General features: G+C 67.6%; 16 protein-coding genes. 7 read left to right on the top strand and 9 right to left on the bottom strand.

Annotation, left to right across the window (positions count from 1 at the left end):
- Window positions 1-75: 75 nt before the first annotated feature.
- The 4 genes from ACFDR9_RS01040 to ACFDR9_RS01025 form a co-directional block, all read right to left on the bottom strand.
- Window positions 76-2202 carry a peptidase domain-containing ABC transporter gene (locus ACFDR9_RS01040; RefSeq protein WP_409029774.1) on the bottom strand — a complete coding sequence of 709 codons (2127 nt, stop codon included), beginning with the start codon at window positions 2200-2202 and terminating at the stop codon, window positions 76-78.
- Window positions 2199-2714: a hypothetical protein gene (locus ACFDR9_RS01035; protein ID WP_409029773.1), complete on the bottom strand. Its 516-nt coding sequence runs from the start codon at window positions 2712-2714 to the stop codon at window positions 2199-2201. The genes ACFDR9_RS01040 and ACFDR9_RS01035 overlap by 4 nt, the downstream gene beginning before the upstream one ends.
- A gap of 410 nt (window positions 2715-3124) precedes the next feature.
- Window positions 3125-4351: a lanthionine synthetase LanC family protein gene (locus ACFDR9_RS01030; RefSeq protein WP_409029772.1), complete on the bottom strand. Its 1227-nt coding sequence runs from the start codon at window positions 4349-4351 to the stop codon at window positions 3125-3127.
- Window positions 4348-7521 carry a lantibiotic dehydratase gene (locus ACFDR9_RS01025; RefSeq protein ID WP_409029771.1) on the bottom strand — a complete coding sequence of 1058 codons (3174 nt, stop codon included), beginning with the start codon at window positions 7519-7521 and terminating at the stop codon, window positions 4348-4350. Before ACFDR9_RS01025 ends, ACFDR9_RS01030 begins: the two co-directional genes overlap by 4 nt.
- A 497-nt stretch (window positions 7522-8018) precedes the next feature.
- Between ACFDR9_RS01025 and ACFDR9_RS01020 the strand changes: the two genes are divergently transcribed.
- Window positions 8019-8954 carry an SDR family oxidoreductase gene (locus ACFDR9_RS01020; RefSeq protein ID WP_409029770.1) on the top strand — a complete coding sequence of 312 codons (936 nt, stop codon included), beginning with the start codon at window positions 8019-8021 and terminating at the stop codon, window positions 8952-8954.
- A 28-nt stretch (window positions 8955-8982) separates the two neighbouring features.
- Here the strand turns inward: ACFDR9_RS01020 and ACFDR9_RS01015 are convergent, their stop codons facing one another.
- Window positions 8983-9483, bottom strand: coding sequence for an MgtC/SapB family protein (locus tag ACFDR9_RS01015; RefSeq protein ID WP_409029769.1), 501 nt, complete (start codon window positions 9481-9483; stop codon window positions 8983-8985).
- 394 nt (window positions 9484-9877) lie between these two features.
- Here ACFDR9_RS01015 and ACFDR9_RS01010 point away from each other — a divergent pair, with 394 nt between their 5' ends.
- Both ACFDR9_RS01010 and ACFDR9_RS01005 read left to right on the top strand, forming a co-directional pair.
- Complete coding sequence (locus ACFDR9_RS01010; protein WP_409029768.1) at window positions 9878-10687, top strand: TorF family putative porin; 810 nt, start codon at window positions 9878-9880, stop codon at window positions 10685-10687.
- A gap of 87 nt (window positions 10688-10774) precedes the next feature.
- On the top strand, window positions 10775-12739 hold the full coding sequence (locus tag ACFDR9_RS01005) for a methyl-accepting chemotaxis protein (protein WP_157406487.1): 1965 nt from the start codon (window positions 10775-10777) through the stop codon (window positions 12737-12739).
- Window positions 12740-12845: 106 nt separating this feature from the next.
- Here the strand turns inward: ACFDR9_RS01005 and ACFDR9_RS01000 are convergent, their stop codons facing one another.
- The 3 genes from ACFDR9_RS01000 to ligA are packed head-to-tail and all read right to left on the bottom strand — an operon-like array spanning window position 12846 to window position 15277.
- On the bottom strand, window positions 12846-13667 hold the full coding sequence (locus tag ACFDR9_RS01000; protein ID WP_017875703.1) for a TlpA disulfide reductase family protein: 822 nt from the start codon (window positions 13665-13667) through the stop codon (window positions 12846-12848).
- A 52-nt stretch (window positions 13668-13719) separates the two neighbouring features.
- On the bottom strand, window positions 13720-14262 hold the full coding sequence (locus tag ACFDR9_RS00995) for a GNAT family N-acetyltransferase (protein ID WP_409029767.1): 543 nt from the start codon (window positions 14260-14262) through the stop codon (window positions 13720-13722).
- Between the two features lie 25 nt (window positions 14263-14287).
- Window positions 14288-15277, bottom strand: a complete 990-nt coding sequence (gene ligA / locus ACFDR9_RS00990) for an NAD-dependent DNA ligase LigA (RefSeq protein WP_409029766.1) — start codon at window positions 15275-15277, stop codon at window positions 14288-14290.
- Window positions 15278-15309: 32 nt separating this feature from the next.
- Between ligA and ACFDR9_RS00985 the strand changes: the two genes are divergently transcribed.
- On the top strand, window positions 15310-15987 hold the full coding sequence (locus ACFDR9_RS00985) for a YidB family protein (protein WP_409029765.1): 678 nt from the start codon (window positions 15310-15312) through the stop codon (window positions 15985-15987).
- A 66-nt stretch (window positions 15988-16053) separates the two neighbouring features.
- Here ACFDR9_RS00985 and ACFDR9_RS00980 read toward each other — a convergent pair whose 3' ends face one another.
- Window positions 16054-18102 carry an Ig-like group 1 domain-containing protein gene (locus ACFDR9_RS00980; RefSeq protein WP_409029764.1) on the bottom strand — a complete coding sequence of 683 codons (2049 nt, stop codon included), beginning with the start codon at window positions 18100-18102 and terminating at the stop codon, window positions 16054-16056.
- 198 nt (window positions 18103-18300) lie between these two features.
- On the opposite strand from ACFDR9_RS00980, the gene ACFDR9_RS00975 reads away from it, so the two are divergent.
- The 3 genes from ACFDR9_RS00975 to ACFDR9_RS00965 all read left to right on the top strand — a co-directional run bounded on the left by ACFDR9_RS00975 (window position 18301) and on the right by ACFDR9_RS00965 (window position 20791).
- Window positions 18301-19551: an Hsp70 family protein gene (locus ACFDR9_RS00975; RefSeq protein WP_026132651.1), complete on the top strand. Its 1251-nt coding sequence runs from the start codon at window positions 18301-18303 to the stop codon at window positions 19549-19551.
- 69 nt (window positions 19552-19620) lie between these two features.
- On the top strand, window positions 19621-20256 hold the full coding sequence (locus ACFDR9_RS00970) for a PolC-type DNA polymerase III (protein WP_409029763.1): 636 nt from the start codon (window positions 19621-19623) through the stop codon (window positions 20254-20256).
- A gap of 223 nt (window positions 20257-20479) precedes the next feature.
- Window positions 20480-20791 carry a hypothetical protein gene (locus tag ACFDR9_RS00965; RefSeq protein WP_017875696.1) on the top strand — a complete coding sequence of 104 codons (312 nt, stop codon included), beginning with the start codon at window positions 20480-20482 and terminating at the stop codon, window positions 20789-20791.
- The last annotated feature ends 21 nt before the right edge of the window (window positions 20792-20812 follow it).

The raw sequence follows: 20812 nt of genomic DNA, 5'->3' as shown, positions 1-20812 counted from the left end.
TAGTTGGACTAGTACGAAAAAAAATACGCCGACCACTCAGATGGTCGGTTTTTTTTCGCCCGTGTAGTTTCCCCTTCAAACAGCTTCCGGCATGTTTTCCAGTGCGCCCGGCAGCGCCGCGCCATTCGCCGCCAGGGCGATGACCCGCCCGGCCATGCGAATGGTGTCGGGGCGGTGGGCGATCACCACCTTGGTCAGCTTCAGCGCCGACACCGATTCGTTGACCAGCCGTTCGCAGCCGACGTCGAGGTGGCTGGTCGCCTCGTCGAGGAACAGGATGTCGGGCCGCTTGTAGAGCGCGCGCGCCAGCAATAGGCGCTGCTTCTGGCCGCCCGACAGCGCCGCGCCCATGTCGCCGATCAGGGTTTGCCACGCCATCGGCATGGCCAGCACGTCCGCCTCGACGGCGGCCATGCGGGCACAGGCGCCGACCCGCTCCAGGTCCAGCGGCGAGGAAAAGAAGGCGATGTTGTCGGCGATGGTGCCGGCCAGCAGTTGGTCGTCCTGCATCACGGCGCCCAGCCTGGCGCGCCACGCCTGCAGGCCCACCGCGGCCAGCGGCCGCCCCATGACGAGCACCTCGCCCTCGGTCGGCGTGAGCAGGCCGAGCATCAGCTTGAGCAGCGTGGTCTTGCCGCAGCCGGAGGGGCCGACGATGGCCACCGATTCGCCCGCTTCGATGCGCAGGTTCAGGCCGTCGAACAACCACGGTTCGGTGCTGGCGTAGCGGAAGCGCACGCCGCGCAGTTCCAGGTCGGGGATGCCGGCCCGCGGCAAGCCGTTGCCGCCGCGCGGCTCCGCCTCGCTCAGCACGATGTCGGCCAGGCGCTCGCGTTGGATGCGCAGCAGGCGCACCTGGAAGTACAAGTCCACCAGCGCGCTGATGCGGGCCGAGAATTGCAGCTTGAAGGCGGCGTAGGCGAACGTCATGCCGATCGACATCTCGTTGCGCATGATCAGCAGCGCGCCCAGGTAGATCACCAGGATGTTTTCTACGCCGAACACCAGCGTGTTGGCGCCCTGGAACAGCGTGCTCAGGCGCTGCGCCGCCAGTTCGCGGTTGGTGGTGTGCACTAGCAGGTTGATCCAGGCGTGGCGGCGCTGGTCTTCGTGGTTGAACAGTTTGATCGACTGCATCGCCCGCACGCTTTCCAGCAGGTGGCTGTCCTGCCGGGCCGCGTGGCCGATGCGCGCCTCGGTGGCCAACTGGAACGGCCGGTTCGACAGCAGGCGCACCGCCAGGTAGACGGCCAGCGCGGCCAGCGTCACGCTGGCCAGCCTGGGACTGTAGGCCCACATCATGGCGAAGGCGACGGCCGCCATCAGACCGTCGAGGGCGGCGCTCAGCGCGGCCGTGGTCAGCGTCTGGCGGATCGCCTGCACGGCGCCGAAGCGCGAGATGACGTCGCCCAGGTGGCGTTTGATGAAGTAGTCCATCGGCAGGCGCAGCAGGCGCGTCAGGACGCCGCTGGACCATTGCAGGTTGATCTGGGTGGAAAAATAGATCACCAGCCAGGTGCGCAGCGTCGACAGCGCCAGTTGCAGCACCAGCAGCATCAGGAAGCCCAGCGCCAGCACGCCCAGCAAGTCGGTATCGTTGTGCAGCACCACCGCGTCCAGTACCCATTGCTGGAAAAACGGCGCGAGCACCGCCACCAGCTCCAGCGCCAGCGACACCATCAGCACCTGCGTCAACGCGCGCTTCATGCCGGTGACGCCACCGACCAAGGCCCCCAGGCTGACGCTGCGGCGGTGGTCGGCCGGCTCGAAGTCGGCCATCGGCGACAGTTCCAGCGCGACGCCGGTGAAGTGGCGCGACGCCTCCTGCCAGCCGATTTTGCGCACGCCAGTGGCCGGGTCGTGCAGCGTGATGCCGCGCCGGCCGGCTTTCTTCAGTACGACGAAATGGTTCAGGTCCCAGTGCAGGATGCACGGCGTTTGCAACTGGTCTAGGTCGTCCAGCTCCAGCCGCAACGCGCGGCCGGCCAGGCCGAGCTGGCCCGCATAGCCGACCAGGTCCTTGACCGACGCGCCCTTGGCCGACGTATGCAAGGTGGCGCGCAAGCCGATCAGGTCGTGCCGCTGGCCGTGGTAGGCGCCTATCATCGCCAGGCAGGCGACGCCGCATTCGGACGTTTCGGTTTGCAGCAGCATCGGCAAGCGTTTGCCAAAGCCAAATACCAGCTCGGAAACGGGGTTCATCGTTGCTCCTGTTGCGCCGGCTTGGCGTGAATGATCCAGTCGATCAGCCGCACTTGCGGCAGCGCGATATTGGACTCGATCGCCATGCCTGCTTGCAGCGGCTCTTGCAGCGCCAGTGTTTCTGGCGCGAGCAGCACGCTAAAGCGCGGCTGGGCGCCAGCGTCGGCCTGCGGCTGCGGCGCGCGGGATACCGAACTGATGCTGGCGTAACCGTGCCGGCCCGCGTCCGCCGGCAGCGCCGGATAGCGTAGCGCGATGCGCTGGCCGCGCCGCAGCAAGGGCAGGGCGCTGGCGGGGACTAGCAATTGAGCCGTTGGCGTGGTGCCGTGTGGCGCCGCCGCGTCGGCCAGCAGGCGACCGCCGACCCGCAACTGCGGCGTGTAGTGGGCGCTCGACAGCAGCAGCGCGATGCCGGCGGCGGCGAGCAGGGCGGCGCCGCAACAGCCCCACAGAATGCGCGGGCTGCGCAGCAGAATGCTGCCTTCGGTCGGGTCTTGCTGGGAGTGGCTCAAGGCCTGGGCGCGAAAAAGCATGGGCAGGGGGAATGGGGGTGGCACACCGAACCGGCGGCTGCCGGTTCGGTGACGGGGCCTGCTGCCTACCCGCGCGGTCCTGGAAACGGACCTGGCGCGGGTATCTGGCCGGGACTTAGCGCTGAGGCACGCCGGTAGGGCAGCCGGACATGGCGTTCAGCGTGATGCAAGGGATATTCGTTGGGCATTGGCCGCAAGCGACCCACGAATGGGATACTTGTGCCTGTCCGCCGGCTGCGGCACCCATTTCGCTGTCGCTCAGATTGCGCAAGGACGTCGTGTTCAGCTTGAGTTTGCTATTTGTAGACATTGACTGCTTTCAAAAAAGGACCATTTTTCAACCTGCTGGTCCGCTAACAGGTATTGCAAACAGGCTTGCAATGCTTTCCTCATCGAGGATGAATAGGGGGGGCGAGGGCGTTGCGTCCGGCCAGCAGCGGCAGCGACCAGTGCAGCGCGGGCGGCCTGCCGTCGACGTGCGCGCAAGCCAGCGCGACGCCGGCCATGCCTTCGAGCAGGCTTAACTGCGGCGCCTGTTCGAGGCGCGCGACGACGCCGCCGGCGCCCTCGTGCAGGTGCAGCGCGTCGCAGGCGGCGGCCATGTCGGCCAGGTCGGCGCTATCGCCGCCGAGCTGGCGCAGCAGCCAGCCGGCGCCGGCGCTGCCGTGGCACAACCACGGGTCGACGAAGCCGAGTTCGCCGAGCGGACGCCGGCGCATGCTGTGCAGCAGTCGGTCGGCCCAGTCGTCCAGCGCCGGCGCGGCCAACGCCGCGGCGGCCAGGCGCAGCGCGCCCGCCATGCCCAGGTCGCCGTAGCACCAGGCGCAGCGCGCCCCGTCGGCGTCGCCGGCGACGACGCCGAAGTGCGACTTTTGGCCCGTGTGTTCGTGATGGCGCAGGAAGGCCAGAGCTTCGGTCAGCAGTGCGCGTGCGCCGGCGTGCGGCGCCGGCATGCCGGCGAGCGCATAGCCGAGCGTGGCCAGCACGCCGGCCTGGCCGTGGGCGACGCCCATGTCGACGCAGCCGAGCGGGTAGGCTTGCCCCATCGGCAGGCCATGCACCCAGGCCGGCGGCGTGAACCAGCTGGCGCCGCGCTCGTCGCGGCTGGCCATGGCGCCCAGCCGGTCGAGCGCCGCGTGCAGCGCGGCCGGGTCGGCGCCCTGCCTGGCGCGGTAGCCGGCGTAGACGGCCAGCCCGCTGATGCCGCTAATGAGGTCGAAGCGATACGGCAGGTCGCGCTCGTGGCGTAGGCAGTCGTGCAGATAGTCGTCGAAGTCGCAGGCGGCGTCTTGCGCCAGGCCGAAGCCGAAGTGGCGGTCCAGCTCCAGCGCGGCGTACATCACGCCCTCGGCGCCCTGGTACAGGCCGTGCTCCAGTTGCGGAATGGCGCCGAGCAGGCGCTGCACGCAGTCTTCCATCAGCGCGACGTCGAGCCGGGCGTCTGGGCAGCGCTCGGCCAGCACGGCCATGGCCAGCAGGTGGCCGGCCGCGCCACTGGCGTAGGACGGGTTGTCCCATGCGCCGGCGACGCTGGCGGCCAGCCGCGCCAGTACGCTGCGCATGAGGTGCTGGCGCAGCGCTTGCGGCGGCCGTGGCATCGGCATCGGCAGAGTCACGCGCTCGCTCCGGCGGCCGCCGCCGCGCCGCGGCGCTGGGCCTGGCGCGCGCGCTCAAGGCGTCGGGCGAAGTCGTACAGCACCACTTCGTGGCGTCGCGGTTCGCTCGGCGCCAGGCGGTTGCAGTGCATGTGCAGCAGGCTGTGCCAGACGTCTTCGTGGCGCGCCTGCCGTTCCCGCGCCAGCTGCGCGCGCAGGGCGCCGATCAGCGTGTCGCGCTCGGCCGCGCGGCTGTGCAGGTGCGCCTGCCAGCGCGCCAGCGGGCCGCTGTCGTGGCGCAGGCCGTCGAGCTCCTTGCGCATGTCGCGGAAGCGCCCGCCGAGGGCCACCAGCGCCTGCGAGCGGGCCGCGCCGGGCGCCTGCTCGTTGAGGAAATCGGCGGCCAGGGTGTCGAGCATGCGTTCGCGTTCGGCGTGCTCGGGACACAGGCGCAGCGCGTAGGCGTCGAGCGAGGCGAGTGCGAACAACCAGCGCGGCGGCGCGTCCGCGGCGGCGCTGTCGGCCAGCGCCGACTCGATATCGAGCAGCACGCGCATGTCGTCGGAGTCGATACGGAACAGCTGTTCGCACAGCGCCATCGCCGGCGCGCCGCCATAGCGCTGCGTTTCCGGCACATAGTGGTCGCCGACGACGCGCCACAGCAAGCCGTCGGCGCGCGCGCGTTCCAAGTCCCGGTGCAGCCCCGCCAGGGTGTGCAGCAGGGCGTCGTGGCGGCGGCCGTGAAAGCGCAGGCGCAGGTGCTCGAAGCGGTCCTGGTAGCGGACGAAAAACCAGCGTTCGATGGCGCCGGCCGCCACAGCGGCCTGCATGGCCGGCATGACGACGTCGCGCAGCACCCGGTCGGCATGGCCGCTACCGGTATAGATGCGCAGGTAGGCCCAGTCGTCCAGCGCGGCGCAGACCTGGCCTTCGCGTTGCAGTTGCCGCGGCGGGCGGGCGGCGGGCGCCGCGGCCGGCTTGCGCGCCGGCGGGTCGGCGCGCGCCAGGTTCAGCGGCAACACCCATTCCTGGTTATGCAGCGACATGCCGGCGTGCTCCAGCGCCAAGTTCAGGGCCAGGCATTCCTGCACCGTCGCGCTGGGCAGCTTGATGATTTCGTCGAGCAGCATGTAGGCCGAGGCTGGATTGTCCAGGTCGATCGGCAGGCGGTTGTCGCCCTGGTCGATGGTGACGAAGCGCGGCAGGCGACGCGCGTTGCGCCAGTGCGGCAGCGCGTGGCCGACCAGCGCCCGGTTGAGCGCCTCGATGTCGTCCTTTTTCAAGGTCCATTGGGCGCGCGCGACGATCAGGCCGGCCACTTCGACGCGCGGCAGGCGCGGCAGGTGGCGCGTGGCGTGCGGCCAGTGGAAGCCGATCCAGGCCGCGTCGTCGTCCTGCAGTTGGCACAGGAACTGGTAGGTGCCGAGCTGGCGCGCGCTGTAGTTGTGGGCGCTGGTCAGGCGCGCGATGACCTGGCGGCCGCTGTCGCGCTCGCGCAGCACGAAGCGCTCGCCGACCAGTTGCACGGTGAGGTCTTCCATCCACAGCTGCCGATCGCGCGGCAGCTCGCTGGCGCCGGCGAAGACGATGTCGTGCGTGCCCAGACGCGGGCGGCGCAGGATGTTGAGCAGGCGGTCTTGCGGGTGGTGGATGATTTCGGCGTAGATTGCCGCGTCGTCGCGCGCGCCGCTGTCGCTGTACTGGCGCGCGGCGGCGCCCAGCTGGTCGCTCAGGTGGCAGAAGCGGCCCAGCATTTCCAGGCCGTTGCGGCCGTCGACGCCGTGCAACTGGATCGGCGGCGGCGCGCCGTCGGCGCCCGGCAGCACGCTGACATGCGCGTACAAACCCTCGGCCAGCAGATGCGGCGAGGGCGTCGGCGCCGGCAGTGCGGCCAGGTCGGCGGCGCTGATGACGATGCTCGACTGGCCGCTGGCGGCCGCCTCGAACAAGCGCTCGACGAGCAGTTTGTCGAAGGCGTTCAGCAGTGGCGCGGCGCTCTCCGGCGGCGCCTCCGGCGCCAGTCTCAAGCCGTCGAGCAGGGGCGAGCCCAGCGCGCCCTTGGCGGGGAAGGGGATGCCCAGCTCGGAATGCAGGGCGTAGGCCAGGTTCACTTCGCGGTCCTCGAAGCGTTCGCGGAACAGGCGCTTGTAGTCGTCCAGCGCGCCGCGCCGGCGCGCCGTGTGGCGCGCCAGCATTTGCGCCGCCACGGCGATGCGTTCGGCGACGGCCGGCTCGATGCTGGCGTTGGCGTCGTCGATCGAGTCGACTTGGACGGCGCCATGTTTGAGGTGGGCGGCGTCGACCTGGGTTTCGACGGTGGCCTGCAAGGCTTGGTAGTGGGGTACCAGCGCGGCCGGGCTGGCGGCATGGGCGCGCAGTGCGTGCAGTTGGCGCTGCACCGCGCGCAGCGTGGCGGTAGCGGGATGCGGCGCGCCAGCGGACAGCAACCGGTCCAGCGAGCAGCCGCTGGCCGCCGTCGCCGCCAGCTGCGGTAGTAGCAGGCGCCGGTCGATGCTCTGGTGCAGGAACTGGCGCGCCTCGTCGGCGTCCACTTCCAGCTCGCCGACCAGCGCTGCGCACAGTTGCTCGAATGGCTGCGGCTCCTGGCAGCGTTGCTTGAGCAGCGCCAGGCCCTCGTTCATGGCCAGCTCGATGGCGCGGTAGTTGCGCTGTCCGTTGTCCTGGTAAATCCAGTCGACATAGGCCAGGTGGGCGCCGACGACGTGCGCGGTGCTGCTGATTTGCCAGCACAGGGTGGCGCGCCAGTCGTGGTCCTTCAGGGCCGCTTCGAGCAGACGCGCTTCGACCCCGGCGTCGAGGTGGATGCCGCGGCGGATGGCGCGCGGGGACGCCGGCGCTGCGGCCGCGTCAACGCGGGCGTACTGGACCTGGGCGAACAGACCGAACGGGGTGCAGCGGAATGCCGCGCGGCTGAGGAATTTGCTCAGGCTGACGAGCGCGCTCCTGCGCTCCGTGCCCTCCAGGGCGGCGCCGCTTCCGCGCAATTGCAGCAGCCGCCCATGCAAGGCGGCGCTGGCGATGTACAGGGCCTCCTCCAGCAGCGGGTCAAGGTATTGGTCGATGACGAACTGCTCGGCGCCGGCGCTGGCGTGCCAGTCGGTGAACGTTGCCATCGGCAGCAAAGGGCGCCGGATGAGGGCAAAAGTTGCGCTACCGATCGTCTTCGTCATGAATACATCCGTCCGTTGGGACGTGCCACCGCACGCCGCCATGTTGGCAAACGGCCGCAAGCGCGGCCGGTCGATTCCCATCGCGCGCCCAAGCACCTGAGGCGCGGTTTGATGAGCAGCAAGTGTCGGCGCGCGCCAGTGTAGCGTCTAGTGGTTTCGGCAATATTATTGAAAACAATACCGGTGGAGATGGGGGGCGGTCGGTCACGCCCCTGCGGATGCTGGACGTAGCCATACCAATTGGAATTGGCTTTGAAGTGGTATTGGACTGTGCGTCTGGCGTCGCGGTGGCGGGACTGAGCCGGTAGAAATACCAGGGCTGCGGCGCGTCCGGCACTGTGTGTTATCGAGCGCCGGCTTTGAGCCTCGCCAGGAGTGCGTCCGCCACGCCCGGCGCCGAGGCCGGATTTTGCCCGGTGATCAATAACAGTTGCCACTATACTTATGCCTGCGGGGCAGATAAACGGCCTGGCTGGCAATTCATTTGTTATTGAAAAATGGGAATGGCGCGGCAATTCGACCACATGGGCGACGTGGCCGAGCAGGGCGCGGGGATATGCCAGACCTATCGGTTCGTCGTCGACGCGCGTCTGCGCGAGGGAACGTTAATTGAAGTCGTGCCACAAAGTAGTGGCCGCACCAAGCAGTACCAGGAGAAACATATGGACGAGCATGTGGCTAAGACAGAAAGTAGGGACCGGGCGCTCATCACCGGGCACAGCCGGGGATTGGGCGCGGCGATTGCCGAACGCTTGCTGGAGCGGGGCTTTGCCGTGTTGGCGATTGCGCGAGACGGCAATCGGGATTTGGCGCGCCGTTACCCCGGCCTGACCGAGGTGGCGATGGATTTGGCCGACAGCCCGGCGTTGGCCCGCTGGCTGGACGAGGGTCAACTCGGGCGCTTCGCGGCCGGCGCGGCGCGGGTGTTGTTGGTGAACAACGCCGGGCAACTTGCGCCGATGGGCGCGCCGGGGCGGCAGGGCGCGGACGCCATCCGCTACGCGGTGGCGATCAATGTCACCGCGCCGTTGATGCTGACCGACGGCTTCGTCGCCGCGACGGCTGCTTGTGGCGAACGCCGCGTCGCGCATGTGTCCAGCGGCGCCGGGCGCAGCGCCTATGCCGGCTGGAGTATATACGGGGCCGGCAAGGCCGCGCTCGACCACCATGCGCGGGCGCTGCAGCTCGACGCGGTGCCGGGCTTGAGCGTTGCGAGCATTGCGCCGGGCGTCATCGACACCGCGATGCAGGCCGAAATCCGCGACGCCAGCATCGAGGCGTTCCCCAACCGGCCCCGCTTCGAGGCGATGAAGGCGAACCGGGAGCTGGCCAGCCCCGCCGAGGCGGCACGGCAGTTTGTCGACTATGTGCTGTCGGCGCGCTTTGGCGACGAGGCCTGCGTGGACCTGCGCAATCTTCCGCCTGCCGCGTAGACTCAGCGCGGCAGCGCCGCCGGCGCGCTCATTCGTCGCCCTTGGATATTTCGTCGCGCTCTTCGCTGCTTTTGCTGAGCCACATTGTGTGCAGCATTTTTTCCAGTGGCCGGCCGACGAAAAACAGCAGTAGCACCATGCCCATGGCAATGGCGGCGATTTGCCAGGAGCCGATGCCGCACACGATGCCGAGGGCGGCGGTGACCCAGATCGACGCGGCCGTCGTCAGGCCGCGGATATGCTCGGTGTTGCGGTCGTGCACAATCACGCCCGCGCCGAGGAAACCGATGCCTGTAATCACGCCTTGGATGGTGCGGCTGACGGCGTCGGCGCTGTGGCCGCCATGCGTCAGGGAAAAATCCATGCTGGCCATCGTCACCAACGAGGCGCCCAGCGACACCAGGCCCATGGTCTTCATACCGGTTGGCTTGCCGTGCAGATCGCGGTCGAGACCGACAATGCAGCCGATCAACAAGGCTGAAAACAGCCGGAAGACGACTTCGCTGTAGCTGCCCAGTGGGCCGTTCATGGCCCGGTCCGGCGCAGGACGGTTGCCGGCGGCCCTGCCATTCGATTCATCTTCATCGTATCATTTCGCGGCGCGCCTTGCGGCGGAGGGTTTCAGCTTGCGCCAAAAGAGGCGACTTGACAACATTTCAAGTGTCAACCTGGCGCGCCCCGCCGGCGCACGCCGGACATCGTTGCGTATATTGACGCAATTGGTTGACAGCGTTTGACTTTTCCCGCCGATCTGGCCTACCATGAATTGACAATGTTGCCCTGAGGTTATTTTCTCGGCAACGAAGTTGATAAGGAATGCTTTCCACGGCCACGACCCCGCCGGCAAATTGTTTTCATTCGAACGCGCTCGACTTGGCGTCGTAGAGCTGTTTGTTACAGTTTTTAAAATTGGAGGGGTGAACGTGAACTATTTTTCAAGTCAGTGTTGGGTGCCGTTCTGCTTTAGCCTGTGCGCCGTCGCCGCGCAGGCCCAAACGGTGGACGCGGACGGCAAGTCGGCGCCCGCCGCCGCGCCCGCGCCATCCTTTACCGCGAACGTCACCGTGGCGTCGCAGTACGTGTCGCGGGGCTTCCGCCAGACCTGGGGCAAGCCAGCGCTGCAAGGCGGTCTCGACTATGCCCACCCAAGCGGCTGGTCGCTCGGCACCTGGTTGTCCACCGTCAGCAATCGCTTTGCCGAAAACGCCACGTTGGAATGGGACGTATATGGCGGCTACGCCGGTACGCTCGGCGATGTCGGCTACAGCGGCATGCTGTACTACTACAATTATCCCGGCGCCGAATACCGCGCGACGGCGACGAAATACGACTACGGCGAGTTTGCCCTCGGCCTGAGCTACCGCTTTTTGTACGCCAAGTACTACTACACCGTCACCCAGGATTTCTTCGGCATCAAGCATGCGCGCGGCACCGGCTATCTGGACGCGGGCGCCAACGTCGACCTCGGTTCCGGCTATACCCTGATTCTGCATGCGGGCAACGGCCGCGTCGCCGGCGCCGGCAACGACATCTGGAATTGGCGTGACGTCAAGGTCGGCCTCAGCAAGGCTTTCGATGGCGGCTGGACCGCTACCGCCGCGTATACCCGGGCGAAAGGGGCGAGCGACGCCTACGACGCCTATACGCTCGGGATTGCGAATTCCGCCGGGGTGATCGAGACGTCGAATCCGGCCAGCGGCACGCTGGTCGTTTCCTTGACCAAAACGTTCTAAATTCGCCGGCGGCGGATGCGCGCCGGCAGTGACAATACACTCAGCGACGTTGACCGCAACGCCCGCATGCACAAAGGAACGCCGACCATGAATAATTCCATCAAACGCCTGCCCGGTACGCCGGCCTTCGCTGGCCTGCCGCTTTCGCTCAAGAGCAAGATTTGTGTGGCGGCCACCGCGCTGGTTGTGTTGAGCCTGGCGATGACGGCGGTGGTGATCGGCATCAAGAGCAGCAGCGCCGCCGAGGCGGCGGCGATGGAACTGGCGCGCACCTCGGCGCGCGAGGTGGCCGGGGCCTTGCAAAGCCGGATCGGCTCGAACCTGGCGGCGGTGATCAATCTGGCCGGCGCGATGCGCGCGACCAAGGCCGGCAACCAGACGTTGCAACGCGAGCAGATCAACGAAATGGTCAAGGCGACGCTGGCCGGTTCCGACGACCTGGTCGGCGCGGCCGTGACGTGGGAAGCCAACGCCCTGGACGGCAAGGACGCCGAGTTCGCCGGCCAGAAGCCCTTGTACGACGCCAGCGGCCGCTTCATGCCGTACTGGACGCGCAGCAGCACCGGCGCGATGCAGGTCGAGCCGATCGTCTTCGATCCGGCGCCAGGGGCAAACGACTGGTACGACGTGCCCAAGCGCACCGGCAAGGTGTTCTTCACGGAACCGTATGCGTATCCGGTCGACGGCAAGAGCGTGCTGATGGCCTCGCTGGTGGCCCCCATCATGATCAACGGCGAGTTCAAGGGCACCGGCAGCGCCGATTTCATGCTCACGCGTCTGGGCAAGATTTTGACGGGGCTGAAGGTGATCGAGGGCGGCAAACTGAGCCTGATCTCGAACGGCGGCCTGTACGCCAGCCACCCGGCGGCCGAGCTGCTTGGGAAGAAGGCCGACGACGTGCCGGCGGCCGGCCTGGAGCGGGTGCGCCAGGGCCAGAGCTACGAATACGAGGACGCCCAGGGTGTGATCCACTTGCTGCAACCGTTGATGGTGTATCCGGATATCGCGCCGTGGAGCGTGCGGCTGAGCTTTCCGAAAAGCGTGGCGACGGCGTCCTCGCGCGAATTGTTGCTGTACACGCTGGCGGTGGCCCTGATCTGCGCGGCGGCGACGGCCTTGATCCTGATCGCGGTGGTGTCGCGCCTGATGCGCCCCCTGCGTACCCTGGGCGAGGCGATGACCGGCCTGGCCAGCGGCGACGCCGACCTGAGCGCCAAGCTGGCGGTGCGCGGCAGCGACGAGCTGGCCGTCATCGGCAACGGCTTCAACCATTTCGTCGAGAAAATCCACGCGGTTTTGCTGGAGGTGCGAGCCAGCGCGGACAACGTCGCCAGGGCCAGTGCGGAAATTTCGCAGGGCAATAACGACCTGTCCGCGCGCACCGAGCAGCAGGCCAGTTCGCTGGAGGAGACCGCCGCTTCGATCGAGGAACTGACCAGCACGGTGCGCGAGAACGCCGACAACGCGCGCCAGGCCAACGAGATGGCGGCGTCGGCCTCGGCGGTGGCGCAGCAGAGCGGCGCGGCGGTGCACCAGGTGGTGCAGACTATGGCCTCGATCAACGATTCGTCGAAAAAAATCGTCGACATCATCAGCGTCATCGACGGCATCGCCTTCCAGACCAACATCCTGGCGTTGAACGCGGCGGTGGAGGCGGCGCGCGCCGGCGAGCAGGGACGCGGCTTTGCCGTGGTGGCGTCCGAGGTGCGCAACCTGGCGCACCGCAGCGCCGCCGCGGCGAAGGAAATCAAAACGCTGATCGGCGACTCGGTCGACAAGGTCGCCGCCGGCAGCAAGCTGGTCGACCACGCCGGCAACACGATGGACGAGGTCGTCGCCAGCGTGCGCCGGGTCACCGAAATCATGGGCGAGATCACCGTCGCGACGGCCGAGCAGAGCGACGGCATTGCCCAGGTCAACCAGGCGATCGTGCAAATGGACGGCGTGACGCAGCAGAACGCGGCGCTGGTGGAGCAGGCCGCCGCCGCCGCCGAAAGCCTACAGGACCAGGCCGGAAAGCTGGCGCGCGCCGTCAGCGTCTTCAAGCTGTAAATTTGGCCGTTCAGTTGGCCTGATTTTCGTAGGTCGGGCTAGCCCATCGGGCGTAACCCGACAACCGTGTCTTGGAGCAGCGCGTCTCGCTTCGGCCCACATGCTCCTATTTCGGACGCTGCGCGCGCAGGCGCTGCAGACGGCTGGCCAACGTTGCCTCCGACAGCGTGCCCAGATGCAGGTCGACCAGCTTTCCGCCGGCGTCGTAGAACAGGGTGGTCGGCAGCGCGCTCGACCCGACGCTCTTGCCGAGTTGCGCGCGCGGATCGAGCAACACGTTCGACAGCGTCGGCTGCAGTTGGCCCAGGTAGGGCGCGGCGGCGCCGGCGTCCTCGCCCTGGTTGACGAAGATGTAGGCGATATCGGCGTCGCGCGCCTGGGCCGCTGCCAATACCGGCATTTCGTGACGACAGGGGCCGCACCAACTGGCCCACAGGTTCACCACCGCCGGTTTGCCAAGCGCCAAACCGGGTAGCGTCGCCGGTAGCCCGCTCAGCGTACGCAGGGCGATGGCCGGCATCAACGGCTGCCTGGCGGCGGCCAGCATGGTGTTGGCACCGGAAAAGAACCATGCCAGCAAGCCGGCCCCGACCGCGGCCACCAGGGGCTGGCGCAAGGCCGGCTGGCGGTAGCAGTGCCACACGCCGACGGCCAAGGCGCCGGCCAGGGCGGCCCACGGCGTCAGGCCGCCGTCGCGGACGTCGAAGGCGCTCCACGGCTGGCGCCGGTACAGCTCGAACCACAGCGCCACAAAGACCACGCGGCCGAGCAGCAGCGCGGCCAGCACCATGTCGGTCAGCGCGCCGCCGATGTTCAGCTTGGCGCCGCGGGCGACCAGCTTGCCGACGACGACCGCGACCAGCAGCGCGGCCAGCATCAGCAGGTGCGCGACCTGCACGTTGAAGGGGCCGATATTGAGGTTTAGCATGCTTGCCTAGCAAATAAAATTGCCATTGTCGCCCATGCCACTTAAAACTGAATTAACGGCGCTTGCCGCGCAGGTAGAAAACATCGTTCCCCTCGGTTCGCTCGCGGGTCCACCCTTGGGAGGCGTAAAAGCGCTCTGCTCTGGTTCCCGAACCGGTGCTCAATCGGACGACGTCGTGACCCCGCTCAAAAAGCCAGTCCACGGCCATATTGAGCAGTTGCTTCCCCAGTCCGCGCCCCTCGCGGCTTGGCTCGATGAACAGCGCCCAAATCGATGCATCCGCGTTGCTGGCGTAGCAAAAACCGGCGACTATCCCATCCACCTCCGCCACCCAACCTCGTCCGAGCAGTTCCAGATAATCTTCATACATTTTCTCGGTAATACGACCGAGGCTGGACAGAACATTTTCGCTGACGGCTAGCCGGATCTTTGACATCGCGGGAATGTCACGCGAGTTCGCTCGGCGGAAATGGGGCAGTTGCTTGCAAGTCATGAGCAGTTTTTGGATAGGCGTGTGGCAGCATGGCCGGTAGCGCTTGGCGAACACCGGGACGACGACGCTCAGGATAGCATCCTGCCTGGCTGAAAGGTTCACGTTTTGTCGTGATGGGCGCACGTCCCTAACCGAGGGGAGCCGGACCGGCGGTCGGCGCCGCGAACTTGTAGGCGACGGCCCAGCGCGGCGCGCGCGCCGTGAAACCGAGCCGCTCGCGCTGGCGCAGCGCGTCGACCTTGTAGACCACGCCATTGACCTCGTAGCCGAGGCGCTGGCGCAGGGCGGCGATGCGGCGGTGGTAGTCGAGGCAGCCGCGGGCGCCGCGCACGGTGTCGAACAGCGCGCTGGTGCGAAAGCCCCATTGGCGCAGGTGCAGCGTGACCTCGGAATAGGTCTGGGCGATCTCGGCAGACGCCTGGCCCAGGCCCCACGGCGAAAACGCCAGCGCGCGGGCGGCGGTGACGCGGGCGTCGAGCTGGCGCAGCGAGCCGGCGGCGGCGTTCCGGGCGTTGGCGAAGGGCGTGCGGCCGGCCCCGGCCTGGGCCGCGTTGAGCCGCTCGAAGTCGGTCTTTTGCATGTATACCTCGCCGCGCACTTCGAGCACGTCGGGCCAGTCTTTGCCTTGCAGCCGCAGCGGCACGCTGTTGATGGTGCGCACGTTGGCGGTAACGTCCTCGCCCGTGGCGCCGTCGCCGCGGGTGCCGGCCAGCGTCAGCTTGCCGCCCTCGTAACGCAGGCTGACCGAGGCGCCGTCGAACTTCGGCTCGGCCGTATAGGAAATGTCGCCGTGCGCGCCCAGATGCTGGCATACGTGCCGGTCCCAAGCCTCGATCTCGGCCGCGGTGTAGGCGCTGGCGATCGACGCCATCGGCACGTGGTGCCGCACTTCGCCGAAGCTGGGCCGCGGCGGCGCGCCGACGCGCTGGGTCGGGGAGTCCGACGTCAGCAGCTCGGGGTGGCCCAGCTCGATGGTCTGCAGGTCGCGAAACAGCTGGTCGTATTGCGCGTCCGAAATCACCGGGTGGTCGAGCACGTAGTAGCGATAGTTGTGATGGTCGATTTCGCGGCGCAGCTTGTCGAGGTGGCGTACCAGCGCACTGGCCTCATCGCTCATCGACGCCTTCCATCCTTTTTCCCCTGCCTGACATGCCTGCCTCCCATGTGCGCCGCGGCGCGGTGGATCAAAACGAACTCCAGTGTGCGCCCGCCGGAGCGGGCCGGATTGAGGCAGCTCAATCGGGCCGGCGTCGCGCTGGCCGCGGCGCCCGGATGCGGTTGGCAGGCAGAGAAATGGCCCGGTTAGAGGACGAGCGGGCCATTTTGATGACTATCAAACATCGAAAATGCCGCGCCTGCAGTACAATCGATGCGACGCGGTATCCGATGAAGCATCACCAAGGAGCTATGATGGGTTTGCTAGATCAACTTGCAGGACAGGTATTGGGGTCGTCGGGCGCGCAGCAGCAAGACTCGATGCCGCGATCGGCGCTGCTCACCGGTGTGATGGGTTTGATCGACAGCGCCGGCGGCTTGCCCGGGCTGTTGCGCAAATTCCAGGAAAGCGGCTTGGGCGACCAAGTCGCATCATGGGTCGGGGTGGGCGCCAACCAGAGCGTGTCGGGCGAGCAGATCAAGGACGCGCTGGGGGCGGACGCGGTCGGCCAAATCGCCCGGCAGGCCGGAATCGAACCCGAGCACGCCTCCACGGGCCTGGCCCAATTGCTGCCGCAGATCATCGACAAGCTGACGCCGCACGGGGAGGTGCCCGACAACGATTTGTTGCAGCAGGGGCTGAGCCTGCTGAAAGGCAAGCTGTTCGGCTGACCGGCCAGCCCGGCCCGCGCCGCAGAGGCGCGGCGCGGGCCGGCCCCGGCATACCTGGCGTTAGCGCTAGAACGCGCTGGCGCAGGCGCCGCTGCCATACGGACTGGTCGCGCCTGGCGGCGCAACACGGCGGTCGTCGTAGTCCGACGCCAGCGCGGGCAGCCACAGCGCCGACCTTGCCAGTGCCTCGGTGCCGGCCACGCTGCCGCGCACCGTCAGTTCCACCCTCACCCAATGGCCGCGGTCGCGCGGATAGTTCAGCGCGATCTTGGTCAGCCCCAGCGCGTCGGTCTTGCCGCTGCTGCCGACGGTAATCGGAATGCCCGGGTCGAGCACGCCGTTGTTGTTCTGGTCATAGGCCGGCTCGTAGATGCCTTTGCGCAGGATGTCCTCGTTGGCGCAGGTGTAGAACGTCGGCGCCATCTGCCATTGGCCCTTGTCGAGGTCGACGGCGCCGCCCGCGGTCGTGGGCGGGTCCGTCACAAACTGGTGGTAGCCCTTGCGGTAGTGGGTCGGCCAAGCCGCCACGCTAATGTCGACGCCGGCTACGCCGTTGCCGGCGCCGTCCGACACCAACACCGAAAACTCCTGTTGCAGCAGCGACGGCGAATAGTCGAGTACGGTGTTGCCGGTGCGGAACTGGATCGACAGCGCCTTCCTGGCCACCGTCAACCTGCTCAGCGCGCCGCTGACGGCCGTACCCATGCCCTGGATCTGCGCCTGGATCAGCACGCCGTCCGTGCCGCTGTCGGACGGGCCGGCCACGTACGTCGCGCGCGCCACGCCGTCGCTGCCGGTGGTGACGCTGAACGGCTGCGCCAGCGCGCCGCCGCTGGGGTCGGCTAGGATGGAGAACACCACGGTGGCACCCTTGACCAAGTTGTTGGCGGCGCTGCCGTCGCGCACCACCGCGGTCAATGCGCTGCGTTCGGTTTGGGCGGCGCCGGCGTTGCTGCCGATCACGGCCGGCTCGGCCTGCAAGGCGAGCGTGCTGGACGGCACCAGCGGCGCGACGAATTCAATCCGGCTGAGCGCGGTGGGGCCGTTGCCGACGGCGGCGCTCAGACTGGCGACGCCGGCGTTGCCCGACTTCAGGTAGCTGCGCGCGTTGCCGTTGAGCAGCGTCAGCGCGCCCGACAGTTGCTGCAGGCATGCGCCGTCGGCATACAGCCGGCCGCGCGAGGTGCTCAGGTTGACGATGCCGGCCTGGCCGACGCCGTCTTTTTCGTAGCGCACGTCGACCGCCTGGCAGGCGCCGGTGGCCACCTCCTTGAGCAGCTCGGCGCCGTTGGCGTCGCTGCCGACGGCCGGCGTGATGCGCAGATCGGTACCCTCGACGCTGAGCGCCGTCGAGACGCTGGCGCCCAGGCCGGATACCGACACCGCTTCCGCGCCCAGTTGCGTGCCCTTCAGGCTGAGCACCACCTGCCCGAGCGCGTTGGTGACGGCCGGCGCGCCGCCCTTGACCGTCAGGGCGTTGCCGTTCTTGGCGCTGAGCGTCAGCGTGGCGCCGCTGATGGCGCGTTCGGCCGAGTCGCGCAGGGTGGCGGTGAAGTCGGCGCTGGCGCCCTGGCTGACGACGACCGGGCCGCCCAGCGCCAGGGTGGTGCCGACCACCTCGACGGTGCCGCTGCCGCTCTGCGCGCCGACCTTGGCCAGCACGGTGATGCGGCGGTTGGCGTTCGAGCCGCCGATGCCCAGCTTGACCTTGGCCTGGCCGTTCTTGTCGGTGACGGCGTCGGCCGCCGTCAGGATGCCCGAATCGGCGCTGAAGGCGATGCTGGCGCCGGGCAGCGCCGCGCTGGCGGCGTTCTTCACCAGCGCGGTGACGGTGACCTCGGTGCCGGCGGCGCCGGCCGATTTCAATTCGGTGTTGCTAAACAACAGGCTGACCGTGGCCGCCTGGGTGGCCGGGTTGGGCGGCGTGGTCGGCGTGGTCGGCGTCGGCGGCGTCGGCGGCGTCACTGGCACGGTCGGCGGGTTGCCGCCGCAGCCGGACGGGTTGGTCAGCGAGCAGGTACTCGTTTGCGGGTCGGCGGCGCCGCCGCCGCAGCCGCCCAGGACCAGCGCCGTCATCGCCGCCGCGGCCCAGGCCGCCATTGCTGTACTGTTCAAGATGATCCCCCGGTTCAAAGTGGAGCGCCCGACCTCCGCGGTCAGGCAGTTTCCATAGGGTATCTTTGGCGGCGGCGGCCGATTTTGATCGGGAGCAAGCTTTTCTGCATCGTTGCGGCCCGGCACAAGCGCGCAATTTCTTCATTTTCAGAAATTTTTCTGTTAATATAACGCCCCTTTATTACGTGAAGGGTCGACATGGCCAATGCTTGCGGCGTCGATTTTGGCACGTCAAATTCCACAGTGGGTTGGGTACGACCGGGACAGCCAACCATGCTCGCTCTCGAAGACGGTAAAACGACCTTGCCGTCGGTGGTATTCTTCAACGCAGAGGACGAAGAAGTCAGCTTCGGACGTGCCGCACTGGCCGGTTATCTGGCCGGTTACGAGGGGCGTTTGATGCGCTCGCTCAAAAGTTTGCTGGGCACCAGCCTGATCGACGGCCAGACCGAGGTCGGCGGCCGCGCGCTGCCGTTCCGCCTGTTGCTGTCGCAATTCATCGGCGAGCTCAAGCGGCGCGCCGAACAGTCGGCGGGGCGCGAATTGCATTCGGCCGTCTTCGGCCGCCCGGTCTTCTTCATCGACGACAACCCGGCGGCCGACCAGTTGGCCCAGGACACGCTGGCCGAGGTGGCCCACTCGGTCGGCTTCAAGAACGTCGCCTTCCAGTTCGAGCCGATCGCCGCGGCGTTCGACTACGAGTCGCAGATCGCCGGCGAGGAACTGGTGTTGATCGCCGACATCGGCGGTGGCACCTCGGACTTTTCGCTGGTGCGCCTGTCGCCCGAGCGCGCCAAAAAAGCCGAGCGTCGCGACGACATCCTCGCCACCGGCGGCGTGCACATCGGCGGCACCGACTTCGATAAATACCTGAGCCTGTCGTCGGTGATGCCGCTGCTCGGCTATGGCAGCAAGCTCAACAACAACAGCGAAGTGCCGTCCAGTTATTACTTCAACCTGGCCACCTGGCACACCATCAACCTAGCCTACACCAAGAAGATCTGGGTGCAATTGGCCGACGTCTGCCGCGATGCGCGCGAGCAGGACAAGATGGGGCGCCTGCAAAAGTTGATCGACCAGCGCGCCGGCCACTGGCTGGCAATGAAGGTGGAGGAGGGCAAGATCGCCCTGTCCGACGCCGCCGAGGTCCAACTGGAACTCGACCGCCTGTCGCCGGCGCACACGCTGACCTTGCGGCGCGGCCAGTTCAACGACGCCATCGGCCACCTGTGCACCTCGGTCGAGCAGACCGTGCTGAACCTGTTGCGCGACGCCGGCGTGGCGCCGCAGGCGGTCGACACCGTCTTCTTCACCGGCGGATCGAGCGGCGTGCGCCTGCTGCGCGAGCAGATCGCCGCGCTGGTGCCGTCGGCGCGGCGCGTCGAGGGCGACCTGTTCGGCAGCATCGGCGCCGGCCTGGCGCTCGACGCCGTGCGCAAATTCGGCTAGGCTGCCAGCTCGTCACCATCGCCACCATCCCCACCATCGTCACCACCCACAGCGAAAGCGGAAACGCCCATGAACGTGTTTGAAAAACCGATCGTCATGATCGACTTTGAAACGACCGGCCTGTCGCCCGACATGGGCGACCGCGTCACCGAAGTGGCGGCGCTGCGCATCGTCGGCGGCCAGGTGGTCGACCGCTACGTCTCGCTAATCAACTGCAACGCCCGCATCCCCTCGTTCATCACCGGCCTGACCGGCATCACCCAGGCGATGGTGGACGGCGCGCCGCCGGTGGCGCAGGTGTTGCCGCGCCTACTGGAGTTCATCGGCGGCGACGCCCTGTCGGCGCACAACGCCAGCTTCGATGAAAAATTCCTGCAGGCCGAAAGCGGCCGGCTCGGCCTGACGCCGGCGCACCGCGGGCTAGTGTGCTCGCTGAAACTGTCGCGCCGGGTCTTTCCCGGCTTGGCCAGCTACAAGCTGGGCCTGCTGTCGGGCCAGCTCGGCATCCGCTTCAACAGCGCCGCCCACAGGGCCGAGTCGGACGCGGAAGTGGCGGCGCAGGTGCTGATCCACATCGGCCGCCACCTCGGCCAGGCATACGGCATCGCCGGCGTCGACCCGGAGCTGCTGGTGTCGGTGAACCGGCTGAGCGCGGCCAAGGTGCCGCAATTCCTGCAAAAGCAGGCGCTGGCCCGCCGGCAGTAGCCGGTCTTTTGCAAACAGGCCGCTAACGTCCCGCTCAAGCAAGGGCAACGAGCCGGAGTCGGACCCTGAGGGTCTGGCACCCAGGGTTGCGCCCTTGGTTTGACGCGCGTTAGCGGCCGCGCACAAATATCCGCCGCAATTCCGCCGTCGGCATTACAATGCTGCCATCGATGCAACCCCGATCCGATCCGCCGTGAGATTACGCCGCTCCCTTGCCTATGCCTTGTTGTCGCTTCTGCTGGTACTTTCCCAGCAGATGGGGCTGTCGCACGGCATGTCGCATTGGACCGACGCCCGCCGCGTCGAGCAGGGCGGCGCACAGCACCAGCGCGCCGCCGCCAAGTCGCTGGCGCCCGACCAGAGCTGCGCCCAGTGCCTGGCCTTCGCCCAGATCGGCTCCGCGCTCGGCACGCCGGCGCACGCCGTTGCCGCCAGCCATGCCGCCGCCGCGGCCGACATCGCCTACGCCACGCCGACCACTTGCCTGCGCACCGTGTGCGTGTTCCAGTCCCGCGCGCCACCCGTCCTCGCCTGATTGTCAGTTATTGCCGCAGCC

Source organism: Janthinobacterium sp. CG_23.3, assembly GCF_046115965.1.
Classification (GTDB): Bacteria; Pseudomonadota; Gammaproteobacteria; order Burkholderiales; family Burkholderiaceae_D; genus Janthinobacterium.
The sequence above is the reverse complement of the archived record's forward strand: the minus strand, read 5'-3'. Positions and strand labels throughout refer to the sequence as shown.